Source organism: Liquorilactobacillus satsumensis DSM 16230 = JCM 12392 (assembly GCF_001435195.1).
Classification (GTDB): domain Bacteria; phylum Bacillota; class Bacilli; order Lactobacillales; family Lactobacillaceae; genus Liquorilactobacillus; species Liquorilactobacillus satsumensis.
On the sequence record NZ_AZFQ01000036.1, the window covers coordinates 277,475 to 298,698 of the forward strand.

The 21,224-nt window shown below is 36.8% G+C and carries 22 protein-coding genes and 1 riboswitch; of the genes, 14 read left to right on the top strand and 8 right to left on the bottom strand.

The features are described 5' to 3' along the window. Nucleotides 1–60: 60 nt before the first annotated feature. The gene (locus FD50_RS06175; RefSeq protein ID WP_056960817.1) at nucleotides 61–720 is read right to left on the bottom strand and encodes a YczE/YyaS/YitT family protein; all 660 of its coding nucleotides are present in this window, start codon (nucleotides 718–720) and stop codon (nucleotides 61–63) included. A 122-nt stretch (nucleotides 721–842) separates the two neighbouring features. Between FD50_RS06175 and FD50_RS06180 the strand changes: the two genes are divergently transcribed. Continuing rightward, nucleotides 843–1,220 carry a MerR family transcriptional regulator gene (locus tag FD50_RS06180; protein WP_056960818.1) on the top strand — a complete coding sequence of 126 codons (378 nt, stop codon included), beginning with the start codon at nucleotides 843–845 and terminating at the stop codon, nucleotides 1,218–1,220. Nucleotides 1,221–1,310: 90 nt separating this feature from the next. On the opposite strand, the gene FD50_RS06185 is transcribed toward FD50_RS06180, so the two are convergent. Together FD50_RS06185 and FD50_RS06190 are read right to left on the bottom strand one after the other, a co-directional pair. After that, entirely contained in the window at nucleotides 1,311–1,811 is a 501-nt protein-coding gene (locus FD50_RS06185; RefSeq protein ID WP_056960819.1) for an HXXEE domain-containing protein, read from the bottom strand. Between the two features lie 290 nt (nucleotides 1,812–2,101). After that, nucleotides 2,102–2,467: a carboxymuconolactone decarboxylase family protein gene (locus FD50_RS06190; RefSeq protein ID WP_054756082.1), complete on the bottom strand. Its 366-nt coding sequence runs from the start codon at nucleotides 2,465–2,467 to the stop codon at nucleotides 2,102–2,104. A gap of 95 nt (nucleotides 2,468–2,562) precedes the next feature. On the opposite strand from FD50_RS06190, the gene FD50_RS06195 reads away from it, so the two are divergent. Both FD50_RS06195 and FD50_RS06200 read left to right on the top strand, forming a co-directional pair. Beyond that, nucleotides 2,563–2,943 carry a MerR family transcriptional regulator gene (locus tag FD50_RS06195; RefSeq protein WP_056960857.1) on the top strand — a complete coding sequence of 127 codons (381 nt, stop codon included), beginning with the start codon at nucleotides 2,563–2,565 and terminating at the stop codon, nucleotides 2,941–2,943. Nucleotides 2,944–2,998: 55 nt separating this feature from the next. Then, nucleotides 2,999–3,499 (top strand): cysteine hydrolase family protein, encoded by a 501-nt coding sequence (locus FD50_RS06200; protein ID WP_056960820.1) that lies wholly within the window; start codon nucleotides 2,999–3,001, stop codon nucleotides 3,497–3,499. Nucleotides 3,500–3,669: 170 nt separating this feature from the next. Here the strand turns inward: FD50_RS06200 and pdxT are convergent, their stop codons facing one another. Both pdxT and pdxS read right to left on the bottom strand, forming a co-directional pair. After that, the gene (pdxT, locus tag FD50_RS06205) at nucleotides 3,670–4,242 is read right to left on the bottom strand and encodes a pyridoxal 5'-phosphate synthase glutaminase subunit PdxT (protein ID WP_054756079.1); all 573 of its coding nucleotides are present in this window, start codon (nucleotides 4,240–4,242) and stop codon (nucleotides 3,670–3,672) included. An 11-nt stretch (nucleotides 4,243–4,253) separates the two neighbouring features. Next, nucleotides 4,254–5,138 carry a pyridoxal 5'-phosphate synthase lyase subunit PdxS gene (gene pdxS / locus FD50_RS06210; RefSeq protein ID WP_056960821.1) on the bottom strand — a complete coding sequence of 295 codons (885 nt, stop codon included), beginning with the start codon at nucleotides 5,136–5,138 and terminating at the stop codon, nucleotides 4,254–4,256. A gap of 118 nt (nucleotides 5,139–5,256) precedes the next feature. Here pdxS and FD50_RS06215 point away from each other — a divergent pair, with 118 nt between their 5' ends. From FD50_RS06215 to FD50_RS06230, 4 genes are all read left to right on the top strand, one after another. Further along, the gene (locus FD50_RS06215; RefSeq protein WP_056960822.1) at nucleotides 5,257–6,687 is read left to right on the top strand and encodes an aminotransferase-like domain-containing protein; all 1,431 of its coding nucleotides are present in this window, start codon (nucleotides 5,257–5,259) and stop codon (nucleotides 6,685–6,687) included. A 486-nt stretch (nucleotides 6,688–7,173) separates the two neighbouring features. Beyond that, the gene (locus tag FD50_RS06220; RefSeq protein WP_228888020.1) at nucleotides 7,174–7,782 is read left to right on the top strand and encodes a VanZ family protein; all 609 of its coding nucleotides are present in this window, start codon (nucleotides 7,174–7,176) and stop codon (nucleotides 7,780–7,782) included. Nucleotides 7,783–8,018: 236 nt separating this feature from the next. Then, complete coding sequence (locus FD50_RS06225) at nucleotides 8,019–9,029, top strand: HoxN/HupN/NixA family nickel/cobalt transporter (protein ID WP_056960823.1); 1,011 nt, start codon at nucleotides 8,019–8,021, stop codon at nucleotides 9,027–9,029. 354 nt (nucleotides 9,030–9,383) lie between these two features. Continuing rightward, nucleotides 9,384–12,494 carry an AAA domain-containing protein gene (locus FD50_RS06230; protein ID WP_201780645.1) on the top strand — a complete coding sequence of 1,037 codons (3,111 nt, stop codon included), beginning with the start codon at nucleotides 9,384–9,386 and terminating at the stop codon, nucleotides 12,492–12,494. Between the two features lie 58 nt (nucleotides 12,495–12,552). Here the strand turns inward: FD50_RS06230 and FD50_RS06235 are convergent, their stop codons facing one another. Further along, complete coding sequence (locus FD50_RS06235) at nucleotides 12,553–13,140, bottom strand: TetR/AcrR family transcriptional regulator (RefSeq protein WP_054756075.1); 588 nt, start codon at nucleotides 13,138–13,140, stop codon at nucleotides 12,553–12,555. 127 nt (nucleotides 13,141–13,267) lie between these two features. Here FD50_RS06235 and FD50_RS06240 point away from each other — a divergent pair, with 127 nt between their 5' ends. Both FD50_RS06240 and FD50_RS06245 read left to right on the top strand, forming a co-directional pair. Further along, nucleotides 13,268–14,518 carry a YhgE/Pip domain-containing protein gene (locus tag FD50_RS06240; protein ID WP_054756073.1) on the top strand — a complete coding sequence of 417 codons (1,251 nt, stop codon included), beginning with the start codon at nucleotides 13,268–13,270 and terminating at the stop codon, nucleotides 14,516–14,518. A gap of 55 nt (nucleotides 14,519–14,573) precedes the next feature. Continuing rightward, on the top strand, nucleotides 14,574–15,428 hold the full coding sequence (locus FD50_RS06245) for a hypothetical protein (RefSeq protein WP_054756071.1): 855 nt from the start codon (nucleotides 14,574–14,576) through the stop codon (nucleotides 15,426–15,428). Between the two features lie 339 nt (nucleotides 15,429–15,767). Here the strand turns inward: FD50_RS06245 and FD50_RS06250 are convergent, their stop codons facing one another. After that, a complete protein-coding gene (locus FD50_RS06250) occupies nucleotides 15,768–16,511 on the bottom strand; it encodes a class I SAM-dependent methyltransferase (protein ID WP_056960824.1) in 744 nt (247 codons plus the stop codon). A 371-nt stretch (nucleotides 16,512–16,882) separates the two neighbouring features. On the opposite strand from FD50_RS06250, the gene FD50_RS06255 reads away from it, so the two are divergent. From FD50_RS06255 to FD50_RS06265, 3 genes are all read left to right on the top strand, one after another. Beyond that, nucleotides 16,883–17,089 carry a helix-turn-helix transcriptional regulator gene (locus tag FD50_RS06255; RefSeq protein WP_235803448.1) on the top strand — a complete coding sequence of 69 codons (207 nt, stop codon included), beginning with the start codon at nucleotides 16,883–16,885 and terminating at the stop codon, nucleotides 17,087–17,089. After that, entirely contained in the window at nucleotides 17,076–17,474 is a 399-nt protein-coding gene (locus tag FD50_RS06260) for a hypothetical protein (protein WP_054756065.1), read from the top strand. Before FD50_RS06255 ends, FD50_RS06260 begins: the two co-directional genes overlap by 14 nt. 344 nt (nucleotides 17,475–17,818) lie before the next feature. Beyond that, the gene (locus tag FD50_RS06265; RefSeq protein WP_056960825.1) at nucleotides 17,819–18,412 is read left to right on the top strand and encodes a DUF1697 domain-containing protein; all 594 of its coding nucleotides are present in this window, start codon (nucleotides 17,819–17,821) and stop codon (nucleotides 18,410–18,412) included. A 90-nt stretch (nucleotides 18,413–18,502) separates the two neighbouring features. Here FD50_RS06265 and FD50_RS06270 read toward each other — a convergent pair whose 3' ends face one another. Continuing rightward, nucleotides 18,503–19,651, bottom strand: coding sequence for an MFS transporter (locus tag FD50_RS06270; protein WP_054756061.1), 1,149 nt, complete (start codon nucleotides 19,649–19,651; stop codon nucleotides 18,503–18,505). A gap of 107 nt (nucleotides 19,652–19,758) precedes the next feature. Between FD50_RS06270 and FD50_RS06275 the strand changes: the two genes are divergently transcribed. Both FD50_RS06275 and FD50_RS06280 read left to right on the top strand, forming a co-directional pair. Then, nucleotides 19,759–20,100, top strand: coding sequence for a winged helix-turn-helix transcriptional regulator (locus FD50_RS06275; RefSeq protein ID WP_054756059.1), 342 nt, complete (start codon nucleotides 19,759–19,761; stop codon nucleotides 20,098–20,100). Between the two features lie 258 nt (nucleotides 20,101–20,358). Further along, nucleotides 20,359–20,892 carry an alpha/beta hydrolase gene (locus FD50_RS06280; RefSeq protein ID WP_056960826.1) on the top strand — a complete coding sequence of 178 codons (534 nt, stop codon included), beginning with the start codon at nucleotides 20,359–20,361 and terminating at the stop codon, nucleotides 20,890–20,892. A gap of 229 nt (nucleotides 20,893–21,121) precedes the next feature. After that, a riboswitch (Fluoride riboswitch) is annotated at nucleotides 21,122–21,182 on the top strand. Nucleotides 21,183–21,224: the final 42 nt, after the last annotated feature.

Here is a 21,224-nt window from a genome sequence, read left to right on the forward strand (position 1 = left end):
GTTTAACTTTTGTCACAGCCCCTTTATTAGTCTTAGTTATCTAGCTAACGGAATTAATTTTCAGTTATTCGCTGAAAATTTTGTTTTCCAAATTCCAAAAAAATATTCCCAAAAATTAACTAGTGGTCCCACTAATAACACAGCTAAAAGAGTCCCACTACCAATCGCAGTAATATGACTACTGAATATTAAGCTCAAACAAATTGAAATAATAATCATTGTTAAGTCAAAACCAAGTTTCGCGCTTCCAAACGTTGCACTTAACTTTGTGCAAATCACATTAACGACACCATCTGGTGGATTCAGAATAAAATTAGCTTTAATCATCATAAAGACTCCAACTGAAGTAAAAACAATTGCTAATAAGGTTACTAGAATTTGTTCCCACCAAACGGGTAAAACAACACTCGTTAAACCAATTCTTAAACCATAAAAATCAACAATCCAGCCAAATACAATTGCCACAAGTAATTGAAAAACGATTTGCCATTCAATTTTGTGCAATAAAAAAAGCTCAATTAGAACAAAAACTATAAAAATTAGTGTAGTTGCTTGACCTAAAGTAATTGGTAAAAAAAGTGACAGAACTTGGGGGACGGATACTAAGGCACTGACCCCTAATTTACCACAAGTAAATAACACCGTACCTAAAGCCAAAATATTCAAACCAGCAATGTATAATAACAGCCGTAAGAAATTAAAATGTTTCTTACTATGCAAATTGATCTTCCTTTCTTTTTCGCAAAACGCTACAATATGAGTAAAATCAGTCATGAAACTCAACGACTGTTCGATGAACTTATCATATAGCTTAGAGTGCACTATAACGCAAGGAGGTTTTTATGAATTATTCAATCACTGAAACTAGTCGTTTAACTGGTCTCAGTAAGTACACATTACGTTATTACGAGAAAGAAGAGCTGATTCCCCAAATCAAACGAGACTCAAAGGGATATCGAATTTACACTCAACAAGATCTTGAATGGTTAACTTTTTTATTAAATATCAGACAAACAGGTATGCCCATTAGTAAAATTAAGAAATTTTCTCAAATGAGGTTCAACACTAAAACGATTCTTACAAGACGGCAAATGTTAGTTGAGCATCAACAAAACATTCTAGAGCAAACACGAAAACTTCAAAAATCAATGGCGGCAATTGACGCTAAGATAGCCAGATACGATCGCTATCTTAAAGCCTCAGATGAACTGAAGGAATAAGAAGTATTAATAAAAAAAATACCTAGGGACTAAAATATTTTTTTACAAGCCACTCTAAGTGCCCTCAATTTACATTGAAAGGTGTGGCTGTTACTTATGCGCTAAACGCTGTCCCATTACAGCCATTCCCCAGTGGATCCAGCCGAGATTAACAACAAAAAGAACAGCTACAATTAGAATAATAAGAACCCATTGCCAAGCAGGAGAATGCGTTAGCTTGATCAAAGCAGTTAAATATGCAATTGTGGGGAGCAATTCAAGCAGTGCGGTTGCGACTCCAGGGACATAGCCACGTTTGACGATTGAAAACACTAAATGCAGCATTAAATGAGCCAAATATGGAATAGTCGCGGCGACAATTAACAAAGGATAATTAAACCAAGCGGCCGTTGCAGATAACAACAGGTAAATACAAAATTCCTCCCAAATTCCAAGCGCCAAGATATCTGCACGCTTAATGCCACCAAATAGCATTCGACCGTGAATATTTGGGCTATGTTTTTCAAGCCAACTAGGAACTAAAGTTAATTCTTCAAAATCATGGAACATAAACAATAATGGTAACAACCAATACGAAGACCAAATCAGCATTGTTCAATAACCTCCCTTTACCTTAAGTATATTGTTATTTTTCAAGTTAATAAACAGGGCAGGGATAAGTGCTACATAAAGAAGATAATGTGCCACGTGACACCATTACGCAGACAGTTAGACGTATGTTCTCGAAAAATCAGCCCACAGACCAAATAGTACTAGGTAAAAAATGTGACAGTCACTCAGATTCGGACACATTAATGATAAATTGCACCGTGTGATCGCATGCTACGATTCATCATTAACCTCGAAAATCTGATGGCTGTCACATTTACTTTTCGATACATTTAGTTTTTATTAAAGACTTCCTTTGCCACAGCAATCGCATTTAAAACTCTTGGAAAACCAACATAAGGTAAACAGTGAATGAAAGTTTCAACTATTTCTGCACGTGTTAAGCCAACATTTAAGGCTCCTTGAATGTGAATTCTAAGTTGCTTTGCGGTATCTCCTTGTGTCAATAATGTAGTAATTGTAATCATTTCCCTTTGCTTCAAGTCTAAGACGCCTCGTCTTTGGGCTTCATCAAATGCTAATAGCGTTTTTTGATCCAAGACAGGGGCAATGTCAGCTAAACTTGCTGATACCAATTGACTTGCTTTTTTTCCGATGACTGCTTCGCGAATTTTTAAACCATTTTCGTATTTATTCAAACTAATTCCTCCTTTGATATGATAAAGTTACTATAAACTATCAAGTAAACTTTATAGCAAGTCACATGACTATTTTTTTAAAGAAGGTGCCTAGGCTGACTAAAACATACAAAATATCAACGATCTCTAAGCTGACTGGTTTTTCAATCCCAACTTTACGCTATTACGAAAAGTTGGGACTCCTGAACCCCAAGCGTGATGCAAACAACTATCGGTGCTTTACAGCTAACGATTTACGCTGGATTAAATTTATTAAACGTGCCAAGGCCACTGGAATGCCGCTTGCAAAAATTATTGAATATTCGCAGTTGCGCGCACAGGGAACTGGTACAATTCAGGAAAGAATCGCGATTTTGGAACAGCAGGAACAAATCTTATATACTGAGCAGGCCAAAATTCAAGAACACATTGAATTTTTACAAAATAAAAAGCAATTTTATGCTAAATTAAAGGCCAAAATCAAAAAGAACCGTTAAAAAGCGCTATAATGACAATTTAAAAGGTAAAAGAATCAAGGGAGGAACCAGTTCAATGTTAGCAGATGTTCTATTAGTGATCGATCTCCAAAATGGTGTTTGTAAGGAACCGATTCAGCTGGACAACTTACCCAGCTATCTAAAAAAGATCAATCAAAGCATCGCTTTATATCACCAGGCTCATAAACCAGTCATCTTTATCCAGCATAATGATGCGGAATTAATCAATGGAACTTGGTCTTGGAAGCTTGTAAGTGAATTAAATAATCAAAGTAACGATTTTTATATTCAAAAAACCCACGCTAATTCTTTTTATGGCACTAACTTGAAAATAACTTTGGACAAATTACATGTTAAAAGTCTAGAAATCTGTGGGGCACAAACCGAGTATTGTGTAGATACAACGGTTAAAATGGCACATGGGTTGGGCTATAAAATTCAAATGGTGCCCAAAAGTACAGCCACTTTTGCCAATGCCTATTTAAGCGCAGCGAAGACCATTGCATTTTACGAAGGCATCTGGGATCAAAGATTCTTGCAATTCGTTGAACGTTAACAACAGTTGCTTTTTACTGCATCGCGCTCTAACTATTTGAAGCACATTTATCCGTTAAAAACTACAAGGGGCTGTGACAAAAGTTAAATTTTGTCACAGCCCCTCTTTTATTCCGGATAAACGTGTTCCATAAGTCAAAATTCTCCGTCTAACTTCGAATTACTCAGCGCTTAATTAGCCACAAATTTACTCATTGGTACTACTTGGTTAACAAATAGTTCATGAAATCTGGTATCTAAAGTTAATTCCGGGTGAAATGCGGTTACCAAAATATTCTTTTGTCTAGCCGCGACAATGCGATTTGCAGCTAAAGTTGCCAAAACTTTTACATCTGTACCAACCTTTTTGAGATAAGGCGCTCGAATAAAGACACCTGGAAAAGGGTCTGTGAAACCTGCAACTTCAATTGCGGACTCGAAGCTTTCGCGCTGACGTCCAAAACCGTTGCGGATTACTTCTCCGTCAAAGCTGTTGAAAGTTTCAGGTTGTGTTAGTAAAACCAATCCTGCACAGGTTCCAAAAACTGGAAAATTATGCTGCACTAAATTCTTTAATGGTGCCAGCAACCGTTCACGCACCAATAATTTATGCATGGTGGTGCTTTCTCCACCTGGAAGCACAATGCCTTTAATCCCTTGCAAATCAGCCGGTTCCTTAATCAGTTTAGTTTGAACATTGCAGCGTTTAAGTAGCGCAACGTGTTCGCTGACTGCACCTTGTAGTGCTAATACTCCGATTACCATCTTTTTGCCTCCTAGATTCCGCGATTAGCCATTTTTTGTTCAGCAGAAAGCGTGGAAATTTCAATTCCTCTCATTGGTGAACCTAGATTTTTAGAAAGCTCTGCAATTAAAGCATAGTCGGTAGGATGGGCCGTTGCAGTCACAATGGCTTTAGCAAACTTGGCTGGATTTTCAGAATGAAAAATTCCTGAACCAACGAAGATTCCTTCTGCCCCAAGGTTCATCATTAATGCGGCGTCAGCAGGAGTTGCTACTCCACCTGCGGCAAAATTAATGACTGGCAGCTTGCCGTTGTCGTGAACTTCCTTAACTAGTTCGTACGGAGCTTGTAAATTACGTGCAAGCATTACTAACTGATTGTGTGTAGCAGCTTGAACTTGAGTAATCTGTTCATTGACCTTTTCCATATGCCGCACAGCTTCAACAATATTACCTGTGCCGGGTTCTCCTTTAGTTCTGAGCATCGCTGCGCCCTCATCAATACGGCGTAAAGCCTCGCCTAAATCACGGCAACCACAGACAAATGGAACCTGAAATTCATTTTTATTAATATGGTACGTGTCATCGGCAGGAGTCAAGACTTCACTTTCATCGATATAGTCAACCCCAATTGCTTCTAAAATACGAGCTTCCGCCAGATGTCCGATGCGGGCTTTGGCCATTACTGGCACAGTCACGGCTTTCATAATTGCTTCAACCATAGCTGGATCAGACATCCGGGCAACGCCACCAGCGGCGCGAATATCCGAGGGGACACGTTCGAGTGCCATGACAGCGACTGCTCCTGCTTCCTCGGCAATTCTTGCTTGTTCAACGTTGACAACGTCCATAATTACGCCGCCTTTTTGCATTTGCGCCATTCCGCGTTTAACGAGAGTTGTACCTGTCTTTACCATGTGTTTCTCCTCCAATTTTAATTGAAAATTTATTCTAGCTTATGGTATTGTGAGCATAACTTAAACCACCAATTGGAATATATTTATACCAACCAATTAATTTTGAGGAGGATTACTAATGCAGTGGAAATTACCTGAGGGATCGCAAGCTGTTTATCTAAAACTAATTAAACTGATTACTAAGGGGATTGAAAAAGGGGAGCTGCTGCCAGGAGACCGGCTGCCGGTTGAACGTGATTTAGCAAAAGCTCTAGGTATTAACCGTTCTACGATCCAACGTGCATTCAGCGAATTAGTCAGTCGTGGAATTCTTGTCCGCAAGTTAGGCAGCGGTACGTGGATTAATTCTGGAAAGTGGGGGGTATTAACTCAAGGTGTCAATTGGCAAAGATATATGACTACCAGCCGCCTAGGCGATCCGGAGAATTTTACGGTGCGGTTGCGCCAACTACAACGGCAACCAGGCATAATCAACTTATCCTATTCAAGTATCAGCATTCCTAACTTAGCACTGACTTTCCCTTCCATGACAGTCAATGATTTAATTGTGCAGGAAAATACGGATGCTGTGAGTGGGACACTTGCATTAAAGCAGCAGTTGATTACTCAGCTGACACCATTCTTGAAACAACAGCTTGCAGCGGCACAAATTTTGGTCACATCAGGTGCACAACAGGCTTTTTATCTGATTACTCAAGGTTTATTGTCTTATGGAGATGCAATTGCGGTGGAATCACCGTCATATTTTTATCAGTTATCACTTTTTCAAGCCGCTGGAATTCGCGTATTTGGAGTGCCACTCAAAGAAAGCGGCGGCTTGGAATTAGACGTGCTGCAGCAGCTTTACTATAAACATCATCTGCGGTTTTTATTTGTCAACCCGACCGGTCAAAACCCAACTACACGCAGTATGCCGCTAGGTGCACGAAAAAAATTAGTTGAATGCTGCCGGCAACTAAATTTGCCAATTGTGGAAGATGATCCCTTAGGACTTAGTAATGCAGTCACCCAACAACCGGTGACCACCTTAAAAGAGCTAGATCCCAGTAATGTACTTTATGTTGGTTCACTTTCATCGCTGACCGGACCAGGAACACGCATCGGTTGGTTAATTGCACCGCCAGCAATCGTGGCGCGTTTGGCGGAAATTCGTCAGCAGATGGAAGCTGGAATTAGTGTGCTCTCGCAGTTAGCCGCGACACAACTTTTGCAACCAGTGCAACTCTCACAGTTAGTTCAAGCACAATTGCACAACCTTGAGGAACAAAAGAAACATCTGCTCAGAGCTTTGGCACCGCTTGTTGCGCAAAAGCTAATTTCGTATAAATTACCTACAGCGGGCAGTAATATTTGGGTTCATTTAAATGTCCGCCAAAAGCTTCCAAGCTCTGCTTACAATCTATTCTTAGCGCATAAACTCCTTGTATTGCCTGATTTCTTATTCGGAGTGCAATCTAATCATGTGCGTCTCAGTTTCACTCATATAACGGCTGCTAACGAGCTCGAAATAAAACAGCGCTTCAGGGCGGTTATGGCTGAAGTGTCCTAGCATAAAAAGCCAGCAAAATGTCTTATTTAACTTTAAAGTTATCATTTTCGATGAAGCCTTTAATACAAGCAATCGCGTAAAACTAATTGAATTTTTAAGTCAGCAATGGTTGCCGACTGTTTAGAGAGTGTGACATAAAGTCGGTAAAATTTGAGTACTAACAAGAAATTACGAACATCACAAGTAATTCGCGGTTAGACGGAAAATTTTGACTTATGGAACACGTTTATCCGTAACAAGTAGAGGAGCTGGGTTAAAATTTCACTTTTGGCTCAGCCCCTTTTGTGTGGCAACAATTGCCAGAATAAAGAAGCGTAATTTTATAAGTGCGGCAGTCAATGCAGATTTTAATAATCTTATTCATAAGAAAAAGTAAAACTCTTTAGAATAATTTATAACAAAAAGTAAATATATTCATCTTTTAGAAACACTTTATTCACGGATTACACGTATCCTGAAGTTAACAAATAATTGAGGAAGGTGAAAATGATGCTAATTAACTCACAACTTTATTTACCTATTTTAACGCTTACTCCATTTAAATTGGGATCTTTTCTCCTGCTGGGCGTCTTTCTTCATTGGACAAACACCTCATTTCCTAAAATAAACACCCGCAATATCTTGAAAAGTTTATTTTACTTTTACTTGACCTGTCTTGCTCAATTGACTATCAGCATTAACATTTATACGCCTTGGACTTACCTGCGCATGTTGCGAGCCGCTCATGGATTCGGTTATTTTAATAGTATTGAATGGCATCCCTTAGAGATGTACAAGACAATCTATACTGCAGCTTCACAATACACTATTGTAGGCAACCTAGTGATGTTGATTCCATTGACACTTTTCGTTGCACTCCTCTGGGAAAATAAAGCAACTTTTAAAAACATGTTAACTATTTCATTTTTAACCTCATTAACTATCGAAACTTCACAATTATTGCTGTCCGCTGGTTATTTTGAACGTCGCCTTTTTGATATCAATGATTTGCTCCAAAACACACTTGGGGGGTTACTCGGATTTGCTGTTTTCGTTATTGTACGCAAACTGGTCCCAAATCTTGCGCTGCATAGTAGGGCAAGTTCTAGGACCTAGGTGTGAGAAAAGCAAATTTATGGTAAAAAAGCTCGTAGGCAATCAAATTGTTGCGAGCTTTTTATTGGCATTCTTCAATTTAAGAGGCTGGTCTTGGCTTAGTTTTGCACAGTAAGTAATAGTGTATCTAAGCGTATTATCAAATGGTAAGCTTTTTTGCTCATACTATAAGTTGAAGTTGAATCGCCGGAACTCTTATATACTTTTTTAAGAAGTTCAATGGGGGTTTAATTATTTTGAAGAAAAAAATTATTTATGGTTCTTTGCCATATTATTCTGCTAGTCTAGGACTCCACTTGCTTGGAATTATGCTTTTGTTCACAGCAGCTGCACAGCATTCCAGTTTTTGGGGTTTAGGTTTGTTAGCTTATTCGTTAGGTTTACGGCATGCATTTGATGCAGATCATATTGCTGCAATTGATAATACAGTCCGCAAATTAGTTCATCAAGATAAGCAGTCTTACGGAGTCGGGTTCTATTTTTCTTTAGGTCACTCTACGGTGGTTTTTTTGATGGCAATTTTAGTAAGCATTTCAGTCAAGTGGGCTAAAATAAGGCTGCCTTTTTTAGAAGCAGTTGGTGGCAGAATTGGATCTTTAGTTTCAGGAAGCTTTTTAATTCTTATCGCTGTTTTCAATTTTTTGCTTTTAATTAGTCTTTACCGTTCGTTAAAAGCGATGAAGGCAGGAGCAGTTAATGAAGATCAGCTTAATAAAATTTTGATGGCTCGTGGATTCTTAGCAAGGATTTTAAAACCGTTCTTTAAATGCATCAATCATTCATGGCAGATGTATCCAATCGGTTTTCTCTTTGGCTTAGGTTTTGATACCGCAACCGAAATTGCCTTGATTGCTTTATCTGCAAGTACGGCCCAATCCGGCGTGCCCACAATTGGAATCATTGCGTTGCCAATTTTATTTGCCGCTGGAATGAATCTCATGGATACTACTGATTCCGTGATGATGTCAGGGGCTTATACTTGGGCTTTTGATACTCCAGTCAGGAAAGCATACTATAACTTAACAGTTACCACAATTTCTGTGATTGCGGCGTTTTTGATCGGAGCAATCGAGTTAATTCAGGTTATTACGAGTATGGCACACACGCAAGGCAGAATCTGGTCCTGGATTCAGAATATAGATTTTAGTTGGTTAGGTTACGGCCTAGTGATTGCCTTTTTGGTAACCTGGGGCATTGCATACGTGATCTGGCACTTCTTCATTAAGAAAAGCGAGACCACCATTTAAAAATACTGTAAGAAGAGTGTTCCATAAGTCGGCAAAGTTCGAGGTTAGACGAAATATTTTGACTTATGGAACACGTTTATCCGGAATAAGTAAAAGAGCTAGACTAAAATTTCACTTTTGGCCCAGCTCTTTTTTGATGTACTTGCTTTCCCAACAGCTAGTGCTGAAACGTGCACCAAAAAGCAGATCCACTCGCCTTTTTATTAATTACACAAAATCTCAGCTATTACCAATGCTGTGTACTGCTGGTAATAACATGTTTTAGATACAATTTGCGTAAAGCCTTGAAATTTTAAAGTTGAACTGATAATGCTATAATGAAATAAAATTTTAAGAATGTGTGGCCTGCCTGAATTGATTAATCAAAAAAACAATATACTGCGAGCATGGATCGCAATTGAACAGTTGACTGAAGGAAGTATCCAGAAAAAAGAGCCGCAATATCGCCAATTTGAACAAAATATTCCGGATTTTAAAACATATTTCACTAAATTTATGCAGCAACAGCAAGAAAAACTGCATATTTCTGATAAATTGTTTCAAAAAGCTGGAATAGCGGTTTATTGCGAAATTTTTCCTTTTCAAGAAATTGTAGAGAAATTACGGCAAAAATATCAGATTGCTGCGACTAATGAAGAAGTCGTATCTTCTGAAAAATTTACATTTGCAATTTACTTTGATAAAGACTTGAATTTCTTGTCAGAAAAATTCTTTTTAACAATCAGCGGGGCCATTAGGCTTAAAGGTAAATTACCCAGCGATTTTTCGAAGGAAGAAGAAAGTTTAAGAGATTTGCTGGCAAAAAAATTCGCAGATGGTGACTTTAATCAAACCTTTGAAGAACTATTCAAAAAATATCAGTTTACATTTGCCAATGCACGCTATGCGTTTGTGAAAAATATTGAAAATACAGAAGCTAATCTCCATTCATTTTTTATCGATGATCTAAAACAGGCACTAGCTATTAATACAAATAATCTGTATCACTATTTTCAAGGCTTTGCGGGTAAACGCAAGAATTTGGATAGTAACAAAAACTCAGCGGCCTTTAATCCTGAGCTTCTGACAGAAATTTTGCAACCTAAAAATTATCCTCTTGGTCGTTTCCCAAGTAATCCTGATCATCCGTTAGCATTTATGCAACAAATTGCTGTTAATTTAGCTTTAAATGATAAAAATGATCTGCGCAGTATCAACGGTCCTCCTGGAACAGGGAAAACTACTCTCTTAAAAGAAATTTTCGCGGAGCTAATTGTACAACAAGCAGCGGTAATTTGTAACTATTCCAAGCACTCCTTAAAGGGCACATTACGCTATAATGATGCATACAAAATTGCTGCTTTACCGCCAGAAATTGCCAATAAAGCAATCATTGTCGCCAGTTCAAATAATGGGGCAGTTCAAAACATTGTTGCTGAATTACCACAAATTGAAAAAATTGAGCTTTCTCAGTTTCTTTCAGAACTAATGGATGTTGATTATTTCAAACAGCTTTCAAATTCGGAGATCAAGGAACATTGGGAACAACAGGCCTCCAAAAAAGTTAAAAAAATAACGGTTAAACCGCGTGTTGGCAAATTAACATGGGGGCTATTTTCACTTGAAGGCGGAAAAGCAAAGAACCTGAATTCTTTGCTAAATAAGATAGAACTGATGGTGCAAAATTTAAAGCAGCCTGATTTTAAATCTCAGCCCAATGCATATGCTGATTTTAAAAGTCAGTATTGTCAGTTGAAAAACAGACGTGCCAAAACCCAGGCCTTTTTTGAAAAAATTAAACCACTGCCACAGTTGAAGTTAAAAAAGATTAAACTCCAAAATAAATTTATTCATGAAAAAAAGCTTAAACAAGATCAGTTACATACCAAGGTCCATCAAAAACAGCTTGAAATTGAAAGTCTCAAAACAGAACAACATGAACTTGAACAAAAAACAACGGCGCTGAATAATCAATTGAAAAAGCTTGATACTGAAAAAATAGAATTGCAACACGCTTTTGAGGTGCTTAAGTTACAAAAACCAAGTCTGTTTTGGTTCAAGAAAATGTTTAAGTCAGTAGAAGCCACTGTATTTTTGAATAATCTGGATAAAACGCAAGCTACTTTTGTAAAGGTAACTCACAGTAGAAAGCAACTCTTAGACCAACAAGCTGATACTGCTAAGGTAATGGCTGCTAATCAGCAAGCACTTACTTTTGCTCAAAAGACAATTAATCAAGCTCAACAGACTTATCAGCTTTGGTTTGCTGAAGAGAAAAATAAAATTGAACACTTAAACCAGCATATCAGAGCAATCGAAAAACTAATCGCTGTTAATCAGGACATAAATATAATTGACTTTGGAACTTCGTATGCTAACCTGCAAAAGAGTAATTTCTGGTTTGATCGGACATATAGAATTGCCCAAAGTAATTTGTTTATTCAGTCTCTTGCAGTTAGAAAACAATTTCTTTATGAAAATGTAAATCACCTGCAATCAGCGGTCATAATCTGGCGTAATCAAAATAAATACCTTGCCAAAGAAAACGGAGAAAAATTGATTAAGATTGCTTGGGATTGGATTAACTTTGCTATTCCGATTATCGGGACCACTTTTGCGAGTTTTAACCGCATGTTCAAGCATCTCGGAACTGATACTCTTGCCAATCTTTTTGTTGATGAAGCAGGGCAGGCTGTTCCACAAGCCAGTGTCGGCGCTATTTATCGCAGTAAACGAGTATTAGTTGTTGGCGATCCTGCTCAAATTGAACCTGTGCTAACACTAGATTCAAATGTATTAAATCTAATTGCAAAAAATTATGCAGTCACTGAAAAATTCATTTCAGCGGCTACTTCAGTGCAATCATTAGTGGATGCGGCAAGTCAGTACGGCTTTCAAAAGGATCCGGACACCTGGATCGGAATCCCGTTATGGGTTCATCGCCGTTCATCAAACCCAATGTTTCAAATTTCAAATAAATTATCCTATCACGACTTAATGGTCCAGGGTAAATCAGAAAAAGAAGGGCAGGCCCAATGGTTTAATATTCCAGGAACCGCGAATGATAAATTTGTGCAAGAACAAGCCGAATTTCTCAAACGCGAAATTTCAAAAAGAACTCATGGCATGTCCGTACCTGAAAATGATATTTTTGTAATCACACCATTTAGAAATGTGGCCCGTCAATTAGTTAAAATCCTGGACCAGATTGGTTTTGTGAAAAGAAATCAGGAAAATAAGCCCATCAATGTGGGAACTGTGCATACTTTTCAAGGCAAAGAAGCTAAAGTTGTTTACTTTGTTTTAGGAGCTGATAATAGTAGTGTTGGAGCGGCCAATTGGGCAGTTACTAAACCAAATATGATGAATGTGGCTGTAACTCGAGCAAAAGAAGAATTTTATATTATCGGTGACCGTAAGCTTTATCAATCATTAGGCAGCAATGTCGTAAAGATAACCATGCGGCTGTTAAATGCTAATGTCTGAGCTTGAATGGGGAAGTGTTATAAGAGAGGATGAACTGTGCCAAGCACTCAAACTTGGCTTATTTAATAAATCTAAGTATCCCATTGACAGTAACATTATTTATAAAGGAAACGATATCTTTTCTTGTGTATCCCTGATAGTTACTGCTCCAAAACTTGATAATTCCTAAAATCGCAGAACTAGCATAATTTGCTAACAAAGTCGTCTGCTTTTCTGGAATTTCATGCTTAGTTAGTTGTTTCAAGGTAACTATATTTTGCTCCATTAAAAATTCTCGTAGTTTTTCTTGAAAGGAGATATTGCCCGTCTTATTTAGCAGGGCATTTACCATTTGGATATTAGTTTCGATTATTGCTAAAATTTGTTCGATAAAATTAGACATATCTGAATAATTTTCCATTTTCTGGGCTTCAGAAAGCAAGTTTCTATGGACAAAATATAGTTTATCAAGAAAGTTTTCCTCACAATCTTCAACTAAAGCTTGTTTATTTTCAAAGTAACGGTAAAAAGTCCCACGATCAACGTGAGCTTTTTTGGTGATCTCAATTACGCTAATGTGAAGTGCATCTTTGCTGTCTAGCAATTCAATAAAGGCATTCACAATTGTTTGTTTGGTTTCTTTTGTTCTTTCTCTTCTATTTTCCATTTTAGAATCTCCCTTTTCAACATAAGTGAGTGATATGTTGCGCTAAAATTAAATTGCTCCTTGTATAATCTACAACGTAGAACACAATAAGACAACATGCTGTTGTATTTTGATTAAGGAGAACAATATGTGGAAAATACTAAAAAGTAAAAGTTTTTGGCTTTATGCCGTAGTCCTGGTTGTAGTTGTAGGTTTCTTTTCTTTTGCTCAAATTGCATCTAGGAATTCAATAAAAGTGAAAGAGTTACCTGTCGCACTTGTCAATCAAGCGGACAAGCAGGCTAGTAAAACTATCGTTAAGCAACTCAAAAATAAGTTTAGCAGTTCAGATTCGCAAATTAAATTTATTCAAGTTGCCAGTTACACTGCTTTAAATAAGGGTTTTGCTGCTAAAAAATATTATGCCGCATTAGTAATTGACAAAAATTTTGATAATCAACTTTCTTTGCAGCAAAGCTATCTTAAAGGATTAATTATCCAAGAAAAATTAAATAAAATCCCAAATCAAGGAACTGCCCAAGTACCACAGATCAAAGCACAAAGGGACTTTGCAAAAAAAGCTTTGGCTAATTTGCCACAAGCAGGAAAAATAAAAGTAATTATCAATCAGGGAATGAATGCTCAAGCAGCTCAAGTATTAACAAATGCGCTCCCAAGACTTGTAGCAGGATTAAATCAAGGAATCGCTAAAAAAATACAAACTGCTATTCAGCAAAATGGAATCGCAATGAACAGCTCAGAATGGCAAACGCTTAGTAATCCCGTCAAAGTTCAAACGAAAATAAAAAATAAAATTCCCGAAAAAAGCATTAGTGGAATGGCACCAATGATTATTGTTGTGCTCGCTTGGATTAGCTCATTAATTGGTTCAATGTTGTTATGGCGCGAACACAAAAAACATAGCGAACATCATAAATTTAGTTTGTCACTAATCAACAGCCAAATTCTGACTGGCGGAGTACTGACAATCATCGCTAGCCTATCCATCTACTTCTTTTCCGCAATAGTTTTTGGATTACCAATTCCAGATGTACCAAGTTTCTTAGGGTTATTAGTCTTCAATGTCTTCATTTTCTATCTGCTCCAAACATGTGTCTTAAACTGGTTGGGCTTTGCTGGTTGGCCCTTAATTATTGTGATTTGGCTACTATCAGCTGGAACAATCAGTTATGCACCTGAAATGTTGTCACCATTATTTAGACAATGGGTCTATAACTGGACACCTATGAGATTTAGTATGGAGATGTTTACCAATAATCTTTATATTCATGGTTCAGTGACAACTATGCAGACTAATTTCTTAGTGCTATCACTCGTTGGATTAGTGGCTTTACTGTTTATTTATCTGTCCAGTTTGTTAAAACGCAAAGAGGACTGATAAAAGAAAAATCGGTAACTTTCTAAGAATACAAATATAGTGGAGGGAAATTAGGATGAGCAATTATAGGATTACATTTAAAGTTGCTGGAAAAATTGTGACAGCAGCTAAAATACGTGAAGTTGAACTCGAACGTTATCATCACGTTTTTAAAGTCTTCAATAAAAAAAATATTAGCATTACACTGAAGGGAAGGCCATTAACAACAGCTGAACTTTTGCACCTACCATTAGCTGATGCTAAAATAGCCTTGGCTGAAACTCGAGAAGCAATTGGCAAAGCAAAAACATTGTCTCTTTTTGCACCAGAAATTGAAAAAAGTAATAAAATGTGGCGCGAAATTGCTGAGAATTCACAAGCTAATCAAAATTTACAAGCAGGAATTGTTGAAGTGGAGACCCATAATATTTCACTACTTCAATTTATGTTGTTTAACCAATTACTAGTTAAAAAGAATAACTTGTATTTGCCCTCAATAATTCATCCTGAGCATTATTATTTTGACGCTAATCGAAAAGGTGTACAAACAATCATTGAAACTTTTGGAATGTACCAAGAACCATCTTATTTAGACTTACGCCCAAGTAATGCCAGTGTAGCTCCAATTAAGCCGGACCCAAATGTTGACTTAATCATGATTGGGAAAACATTTTTGAAATCTTTGAATATTGATACTAAGTTGATTGGGATGCATCAGTTGACTCAAACTGATGCTGGGATGCGCGTTAAATTAGGTGTCTTTCTACCGGAAGCTGCACCTAAAGAAATTGTTACAGGTCACCAGTGGCATCTAATGATTGAGTTTAATAATGGTTTGCAGATCGCGGCAAATCAACATCCTAATGCTGTCCAAAAAATTTTGTTGCAACAAGCAATTAAACACTTGAAAAATAAGCAACAAAGCAACTAGATTGCAGTCCTACTAGTTGAAACAAGGTAGAAATACCATAAGCAACTAGCTTTTTATTACTAAAACAATAAAAGAGAGTGTGACATAAGTCGGGAAAATTTGAGTGCTAACTCGAAATTACGAACATAGCGAGTACTTTGCTATGAGTAATTGGAAAGTCAGACGAAGAATTTTGACTTATGGAACACGTTTATACGGAATAAAAGAGGGGTTGTGACAAAAGTTAAATTTTGTCACAGCCCCTTGCTGTTTATTCCAATTGCAAAAGATACGCTGTGTTATTAAAATCTGCGTACTAACACAAATTTTAATAACACAAATAAAAAAAACAAAAGTCACTTAGCGTACACTTTTTGCCACCACACGAATACGACGATAATCAGCTTCCCAATGATCCTCTTTCCAAAGATCAGATTTTAAACGTTCTTCCAAATGGTCAAGCACCATTGTAGCATCATCTAGTTTTGCCAAATCCGCAGCAAAAAACTGTTGAACCCAGTTGCGTAAACCAGAATAACCACCTTTCAAAAAAGTCGGACGTGAAAAAGCATCAGCAGTTACGATCTCAAAATTATTTTGACTTAACAGCGTCGTATATGCTGACACACTTGGAAAATAGAAGGGCGAGCGGTAAGTTTTTCCCAATAATTTCAATTCAGCGCTAAAAGCCTGACTAATGATGTTAATGTTTCCTTGCGCCCCAAATTCACAAATTAGGTAGCCACCAGGTTGCAGCACTTGTTGTATTTTTTCAGCCAATTTTTGCTGATCTTTAATCCAGTGGAAGACAGCGTTTGAAAACACAGTATCAAATTCACCTTTTTCCAAGGACATGTTTAAAATATCACCCTGCACAAAATCCAGTTTTGGAAAATTCAAACGAGCTTTTTGGATCATATTATTAGATTGATCAATTCCCTTAACTTCGCAACCTTTTGCTGCAATTTGAGCAGTCAGTTCTCCAGTCCCACAACCAACATCTAATACTTTATTTGAATGCGCTGGCAGGTAATCCAATAACTTTTCTCCATATTTGAAAACAAAATCGTGTTTATGATCATAAGTTTCGGTATTCCATTCCATCACAGCACCTCTTATTATTAGTATTTTTTAAAAATAATCTTACTATAACATAATCAAAATATATTTGGCATCTAAAATCGGGTTCACTGGAATTAACTTCCTGTTGCAAAAATACTAGCAAAAATACATTCTGCTTTTCACTAGTTAACTGACTAGCGTAAAGCAGTTTTGCTATCTCTTTCCTGCTACTTCTGCACAGGAACCTAGTTCAGCAATCCCTACGATATTTAAAAGGGAAAAAGCAACTTTCATTTTTTGAAGCTAGTTAACCAAGATTTGGACTTTACTTGGCCTTTTATGTAATATATAATTTACTTAAGCAATATATACATTACCTAAGAAGGTGTCATTAAAAGGTGCTTAAAAATAAAGTGAAAATCTTTAGAGTTGAAGCAGGTCTGTCTCAAAAAGAGCTCTCTTTTGCTGCAGGTGTGACCCGGCAGACAATGAGCTTGATTGAAAAAGGAGAGTACAATCCGACAATTATTCTTTGCTTGAGAATCTGCTATGCGCTTGATAAGACACTGGATGAAGTTTTTTGGTTAAATGAGGAGGAGTTTGAGCGTGAAGAAAGTTGAAGATGAAAGACTCAAAGGGCAGTTACTAAAAAATTTTAAAACAGCATTTTTAATTGAAAATTCTTTTATTCTGCTAGTTTTAATTTATGAGTCTTTCAAAAATGTTTGGGGCACGGTTAATGCTCAAAATCCTTTATGGGCAAGCTTTATGCTGGGTGTCGTTTCCCTTTCAATCCTATCACAAAGGGTAACTGCTGCAATTGAAGATAAACCCAAGATCTCGAAGAAAAGATTAACAGTTTATTTTGTACTAGAATTTTTAGTCTTTAGCCTTTTATTCATGTTAGTAATCCCGAAAAATATTTGGATTGCCATTATTTGTGGGCTTACAGTCGCATTCATTACTTCAGGTGTTCTACTTTATAATAATCACTACCGAGACTAAAAAATTAGTCAGGTGGGAAACTATTAATAAGCACCGTATTAACAAATGGCTGTTAGAACTACTGACTAATAATTAGATTAAGCACTTTTTTAGAGCAGCGCTGTTTAGCAGGCTGCTTTTTTTATATAAGCTAGTTAAATAAACCCCAGTGTTCCAGCAGTAGACTGAAGGCAAGACACCTTAAAATTTAAGGGGGCTACTACTCCAAGTGATATATCAATTTTTTTAAAATTAACAGCTTTTAAGCATGGACAGTCCTGAAATTATTTTTTGGAAATAAGGCGCTGATCCATGCTATGCTTAATAAAATGAAACCTAGATGATTGTGAAGGGGGAGAAGATCAGTGGAACCATACGTGATTTATCTTCGCGGCATCAATGTCGGCGGTAAAAATAAAATCAAAATGATCGCTTTACGCGCCGCTTTAACTGCTGCAGGCTTTGAGCAGGTTAGGACGTACATTCAAAGTGGTAACATTGCCTTACTGTCATCTTTGCCAAAAGAGAAGGTCCGCACAAAAATCGAGCAGTTACTAGCCCAAAAGTTTGTACTCGACAGTGAACTGATTCAAGTCCTCGTGCTTAATGCATCATTGTATCAAGCAATCATTGCAGAAAAGCCTGATACATTTGGTGTGAAATTTAAGGATCGTGACTATCGATATGAAATTTTATTTCCAATTGCTGTCACCCCCGATGAGCTCCTGGAAGAATTAGTAGTTCGTGAAGGTGTAGATCGCGTCTGGAAAGGAACACATGCTCTTTATTTCCGCAGACCCGGGCCGGCTCATCCAGACTATTCTAAAACTGCATTGGCGCGCATCGTTAAAAAGCCTATCTATCAGTCAATTACTGTGCGAAACTATCGGACAGCAATGAAGATGTCTGAAATATTGCAGGCGTTGAGCTCAAGATGCTGTAAGAATGTAAAACCCTAGACCAACAATTTTATTAATAGTTTTAACCTATCATATAAAAAAGCACCGCAAATAAGAAACTGAATTCTTCTGCGCTGTTCTTTGTGTAAATCAAAATTTATCAGTGACAAGTTTTCTTTTTAAAAAAAGAACACAGATAATTGAACCTAGTACACCAATGTTGCCCAACCATGCCAAAGAAGTCATTGGGGAAAACGAAATTATGACACCGCCTAAAACAGAACCTATTGCCATCGACATTTGACTAACAGATTGATTTAAACCAAGGATCATGCTTGTTTGTGAAGGAATTAGTGAAGCTAAATTAGCTAGTTGAGCGGGTTGAACACTCCAGACAGTTGCCGACCAAAAGAAGAGAAAGATAAAAATATATATTGCAGAATTTATGGATATTGTTAAGAATGATAGTGACACAATGTCACATACCATACTTACTAATAAAGTATTTATTACTCCATATCTATCAGCACAATACCCACCTATTTTTGATCCTACTAAACACGCGATTCTGAACACAAAAAGAGCTAACACCACCAGATTTGCAGAAAGTTTTAATCCTTTTGTCAAAAAGGGAGATATATAAACGTAAACGAGGGCATAACCACTTAACCAAAAAAGAGTAATCATTAAGCCCATTATTACTCTTGGATTTTTAAACAGTTTCAATTGTTCTTTGATTGATGTATTTTGATCATTTTGGACTTTAGGTATAAATACGATTATTATAAAAACCGCAATTATACTTAACAGTGAAATGATTAAAAAAACACTCCGCCATCCAAACGTGCTTGACAACAGTCTTCCGATAGGAACACCAATAATTAGTGCAATTGTAAAACCAATTGTGACGATTGCAATGGAACTTGCTTTTTTCCCGATTGGTGCAATTTGGCTAGCAATGGTCAAAGCAATCACAACGGATATTCCTGCTCCAGAAGCAACAATTATTCTAGAAATTGTAAATATTCCCACGCTTGAAGAAAAATAAGAAAGAATGTTTCCAAGTATAAAAACTCCAAATGAGCATAAAATTATTTTCTTCCTATCAATTTTAGCAGTTAAGGAAGTAACTATTGGTGTAACGATAGCGTAAACTAGTGCATAGGCTGTTGTAAACTGCCCAGCAGTGGCAATCGATATTCTCATTGCTGCCGCTATTTGATCTAGAAAACCTGATGTAATAAATTGTGAGGATCCTATCAGGAAACTAATTAGGGCTAAAATATATATTCTCCACATACAAAAAGTCAACCTTTCATAACTTGATTATTAATTATGGTATACTCTATTGATATTAAAAGTAAGTATGCACTTAAAAGTAATATACTGTCAAAAAGGAAAGTAATATGAAAAAATGGTCAAAGGATGAAGGTAATTGTTCAATATCTTATACATTATCTGTTGCCGGAGGACGTTGGAAATGGTTGGTCTTATATAAATTGTTTAGCAAACAGGTGCTACGTTATGGCGAGTTAAAAAAGGAACTTCCCTCTATTACTCATAAAATGTTAAGTCAGATCCTTAAAGAATTGCAGTCTGACCAATTAATCGAACGAAAATCATACAACCAAATTCCACCTAAAGTTGAATACAAGCTTAATGAGAAAGGAAAAAGCTTGATTCCTATTTTAAAAATGATGGCAGATTGGGGTAAAGAAAATAGTCCTAAAAGCAAAGAAAACTTCTAACTACGTGTTCTGGATACTAAGGTGACAAACATGGATTTTATGCTAAAAATACAGTATTAAAGAAGTAGAACTCATTCAACTATTCAACTTCAAGCAAGCAAAAGAACAGTTGAGATATTATGGGATTCAACCATACGAACAGCAGCTAAAACGAGCTTATAAAATCATTCAAGAAGATAACCAAAATTTTGGACACACTTAATATTTACACCTGCTTTTTGATACAATATTGAACCTATTATAATGGAGGAACTTTTAATGAACGCAATTATTTTTCACGGAACAGCACCGCATGCAACAGCTAACAAATTCTGGTATCAAAATCTTGCCCATAGTTTAAATGATAGCGGAATTACGGCAACTGTAGCTGACTTACCTAAGCTTGATCAAGAACCTCTAGTCGACACGTTGGCTAAAATTAAGGAAATGAATTTTGTAATTGATCAAAACACCATTTTAATCGGGCATTCAGCTGGCACAAATCTTATTTTTGCTTTGCTAGAACAGCTGACGACCCCAGTTAAGGCCGTCTATCTCATTGCTGGATACAGTCAGCCTAATGGTATGCACCATACAACTTTAAAGGATTCTTATGACTGGGAGACAATTAAGAGAAATTCAAATGAGTTTTACATTTTTAATTCATTCAATGATCCGTTTAATTGTAATGAAAAGCAGGGGAAAATCTTATTTGATCATTTAGGCGGTACCTTGATTTTGCGTAATGATGGTCATTTCACCCAGAAAGTGCAGCCATTATTAACGACATTACTAAGCAAGTATCAAGAATAAATAATTATCGTCTCAGTCTGCAGTCAGGACGGTTATTCCTGAGGTAAAGTTCGATTTTGATCGTAAGCCGATCATGATAATGAATAATAAAAAACATATAACCAAGCGGGATTTTAGGATTCTGGTATTCGAATTTATGAAAAATTAAAGCAGCCATAATTAAAAAGTGAGAATAATTTACATTTGTATAAATTGTTGACATTTTATTATTTAAGTGTGACAATGACGATGAAATAAACGTGATGGTGTTCGCGTATAACTATCGAAAGATTGATGACACCTACCTTCATTATTAAGGGGGTAGGTGTCTTTTCATTACCTCCCAATATGAA

Excerpts from the sequence above, each read along its gene's own strand:
- FD50_RS06180 (WP_056960818.1), top strand. The coding sequence starts at position 843 with ATGAATTATTCAATCACTGAAACTAGTCGTTTAACTGGTCTCAGTAAG.
- FD50_RS06185 (WP_056960819.1), bottom strand. The coding sequence starts at position 1,811 with ATGCTGATTTGGTCTTCGTATTGGTTGTTACCATTATTGTTTATGTTC.
- FD50_RS06200 (WP_056960820.1), top strand. The coding sequence starts at position 2,999 with ATGTTAGCAGATGTTCTATTAGTGATCGATCTCCAAAATGGTGTTTGT.
- pdxT (WP_054756079.1), bottom strand. The coding sequence starts at position 4,242 with ATGGTAATCGGAGTATTAGCACTACAAGGTGCAGTCAGCGAACACGTT.
- pdxS (WP_056960821.1), bottom strand. The coding sequence starts at position 5,138 with ATGGTAAAGACAGGTACAACTCTCGTTAAACGCGGAATGGCGCAAATG.
- FD50_RS06215 (WP_056960822.1), top strand. The coding sequence starts at position 5,257 with ATGCAGTGGAAATTACCTGAGGGATCGCAAGCTGTTTATCTAAAACTA.
- FD50_RS06220 (WP_228888020.1), top strand. The coding sequence starts at position 7,174 with ATGATGCTAATTAACTCACAACTTTATTTACCTATTTTAACGCTTACT.
- FD50_RS06235 (WP_054756075.1), bottom strand. The coding sequence starts at position 13,140 with ATGGAAAATAGAAGAGAAAGAACAAAAGAAACCAAACAAACAATTGTG.
- FD50_RS06240 (WP_054756073.1), top strand. The coding sequence starts at position 13,268 with ATGTGGAAAATACTAAAAAGTAAAAGTTTTTGGCTTTATGCCGTAGTC.
- FD50_RS06245 (WP_054756071.1), top strand. The coding sequence starts at position 14,574 with ATGAGCAATTATAGGATTACATTTAAAGTTGCTGGAAAAATTGTGACA.
- FD50_RS06250 (WP_056960824.1), bottom strand. The coding sequence starts at position 16,511 with ATGGAATGGAATACCGAAACTTATGATCATAAACACGATTTTGTTTTC.
- FD50_RS06270 (WP_054756061.1), bottom strand. The coding sequence starts at position 19,651 with ATGTGGAGAATATATATTTTAGCCCTAATTAGTTTCCTGATAGGATCC.
- FD50_RS06275 (WP_054756059.1), top strand. The coding sequence starts at position 19,759 with ATGAAAAAATGGTCAAAGGATGAAGGTAATTGTTCAATATCTTATACA.
- FD50_RS06280 (WP_056960826.1), top strand. The coding sequence starts at position 20,359 with ATGAACGCAATTATTTTTCACGGAACAGCACCGCATGCAACAGCTAAC.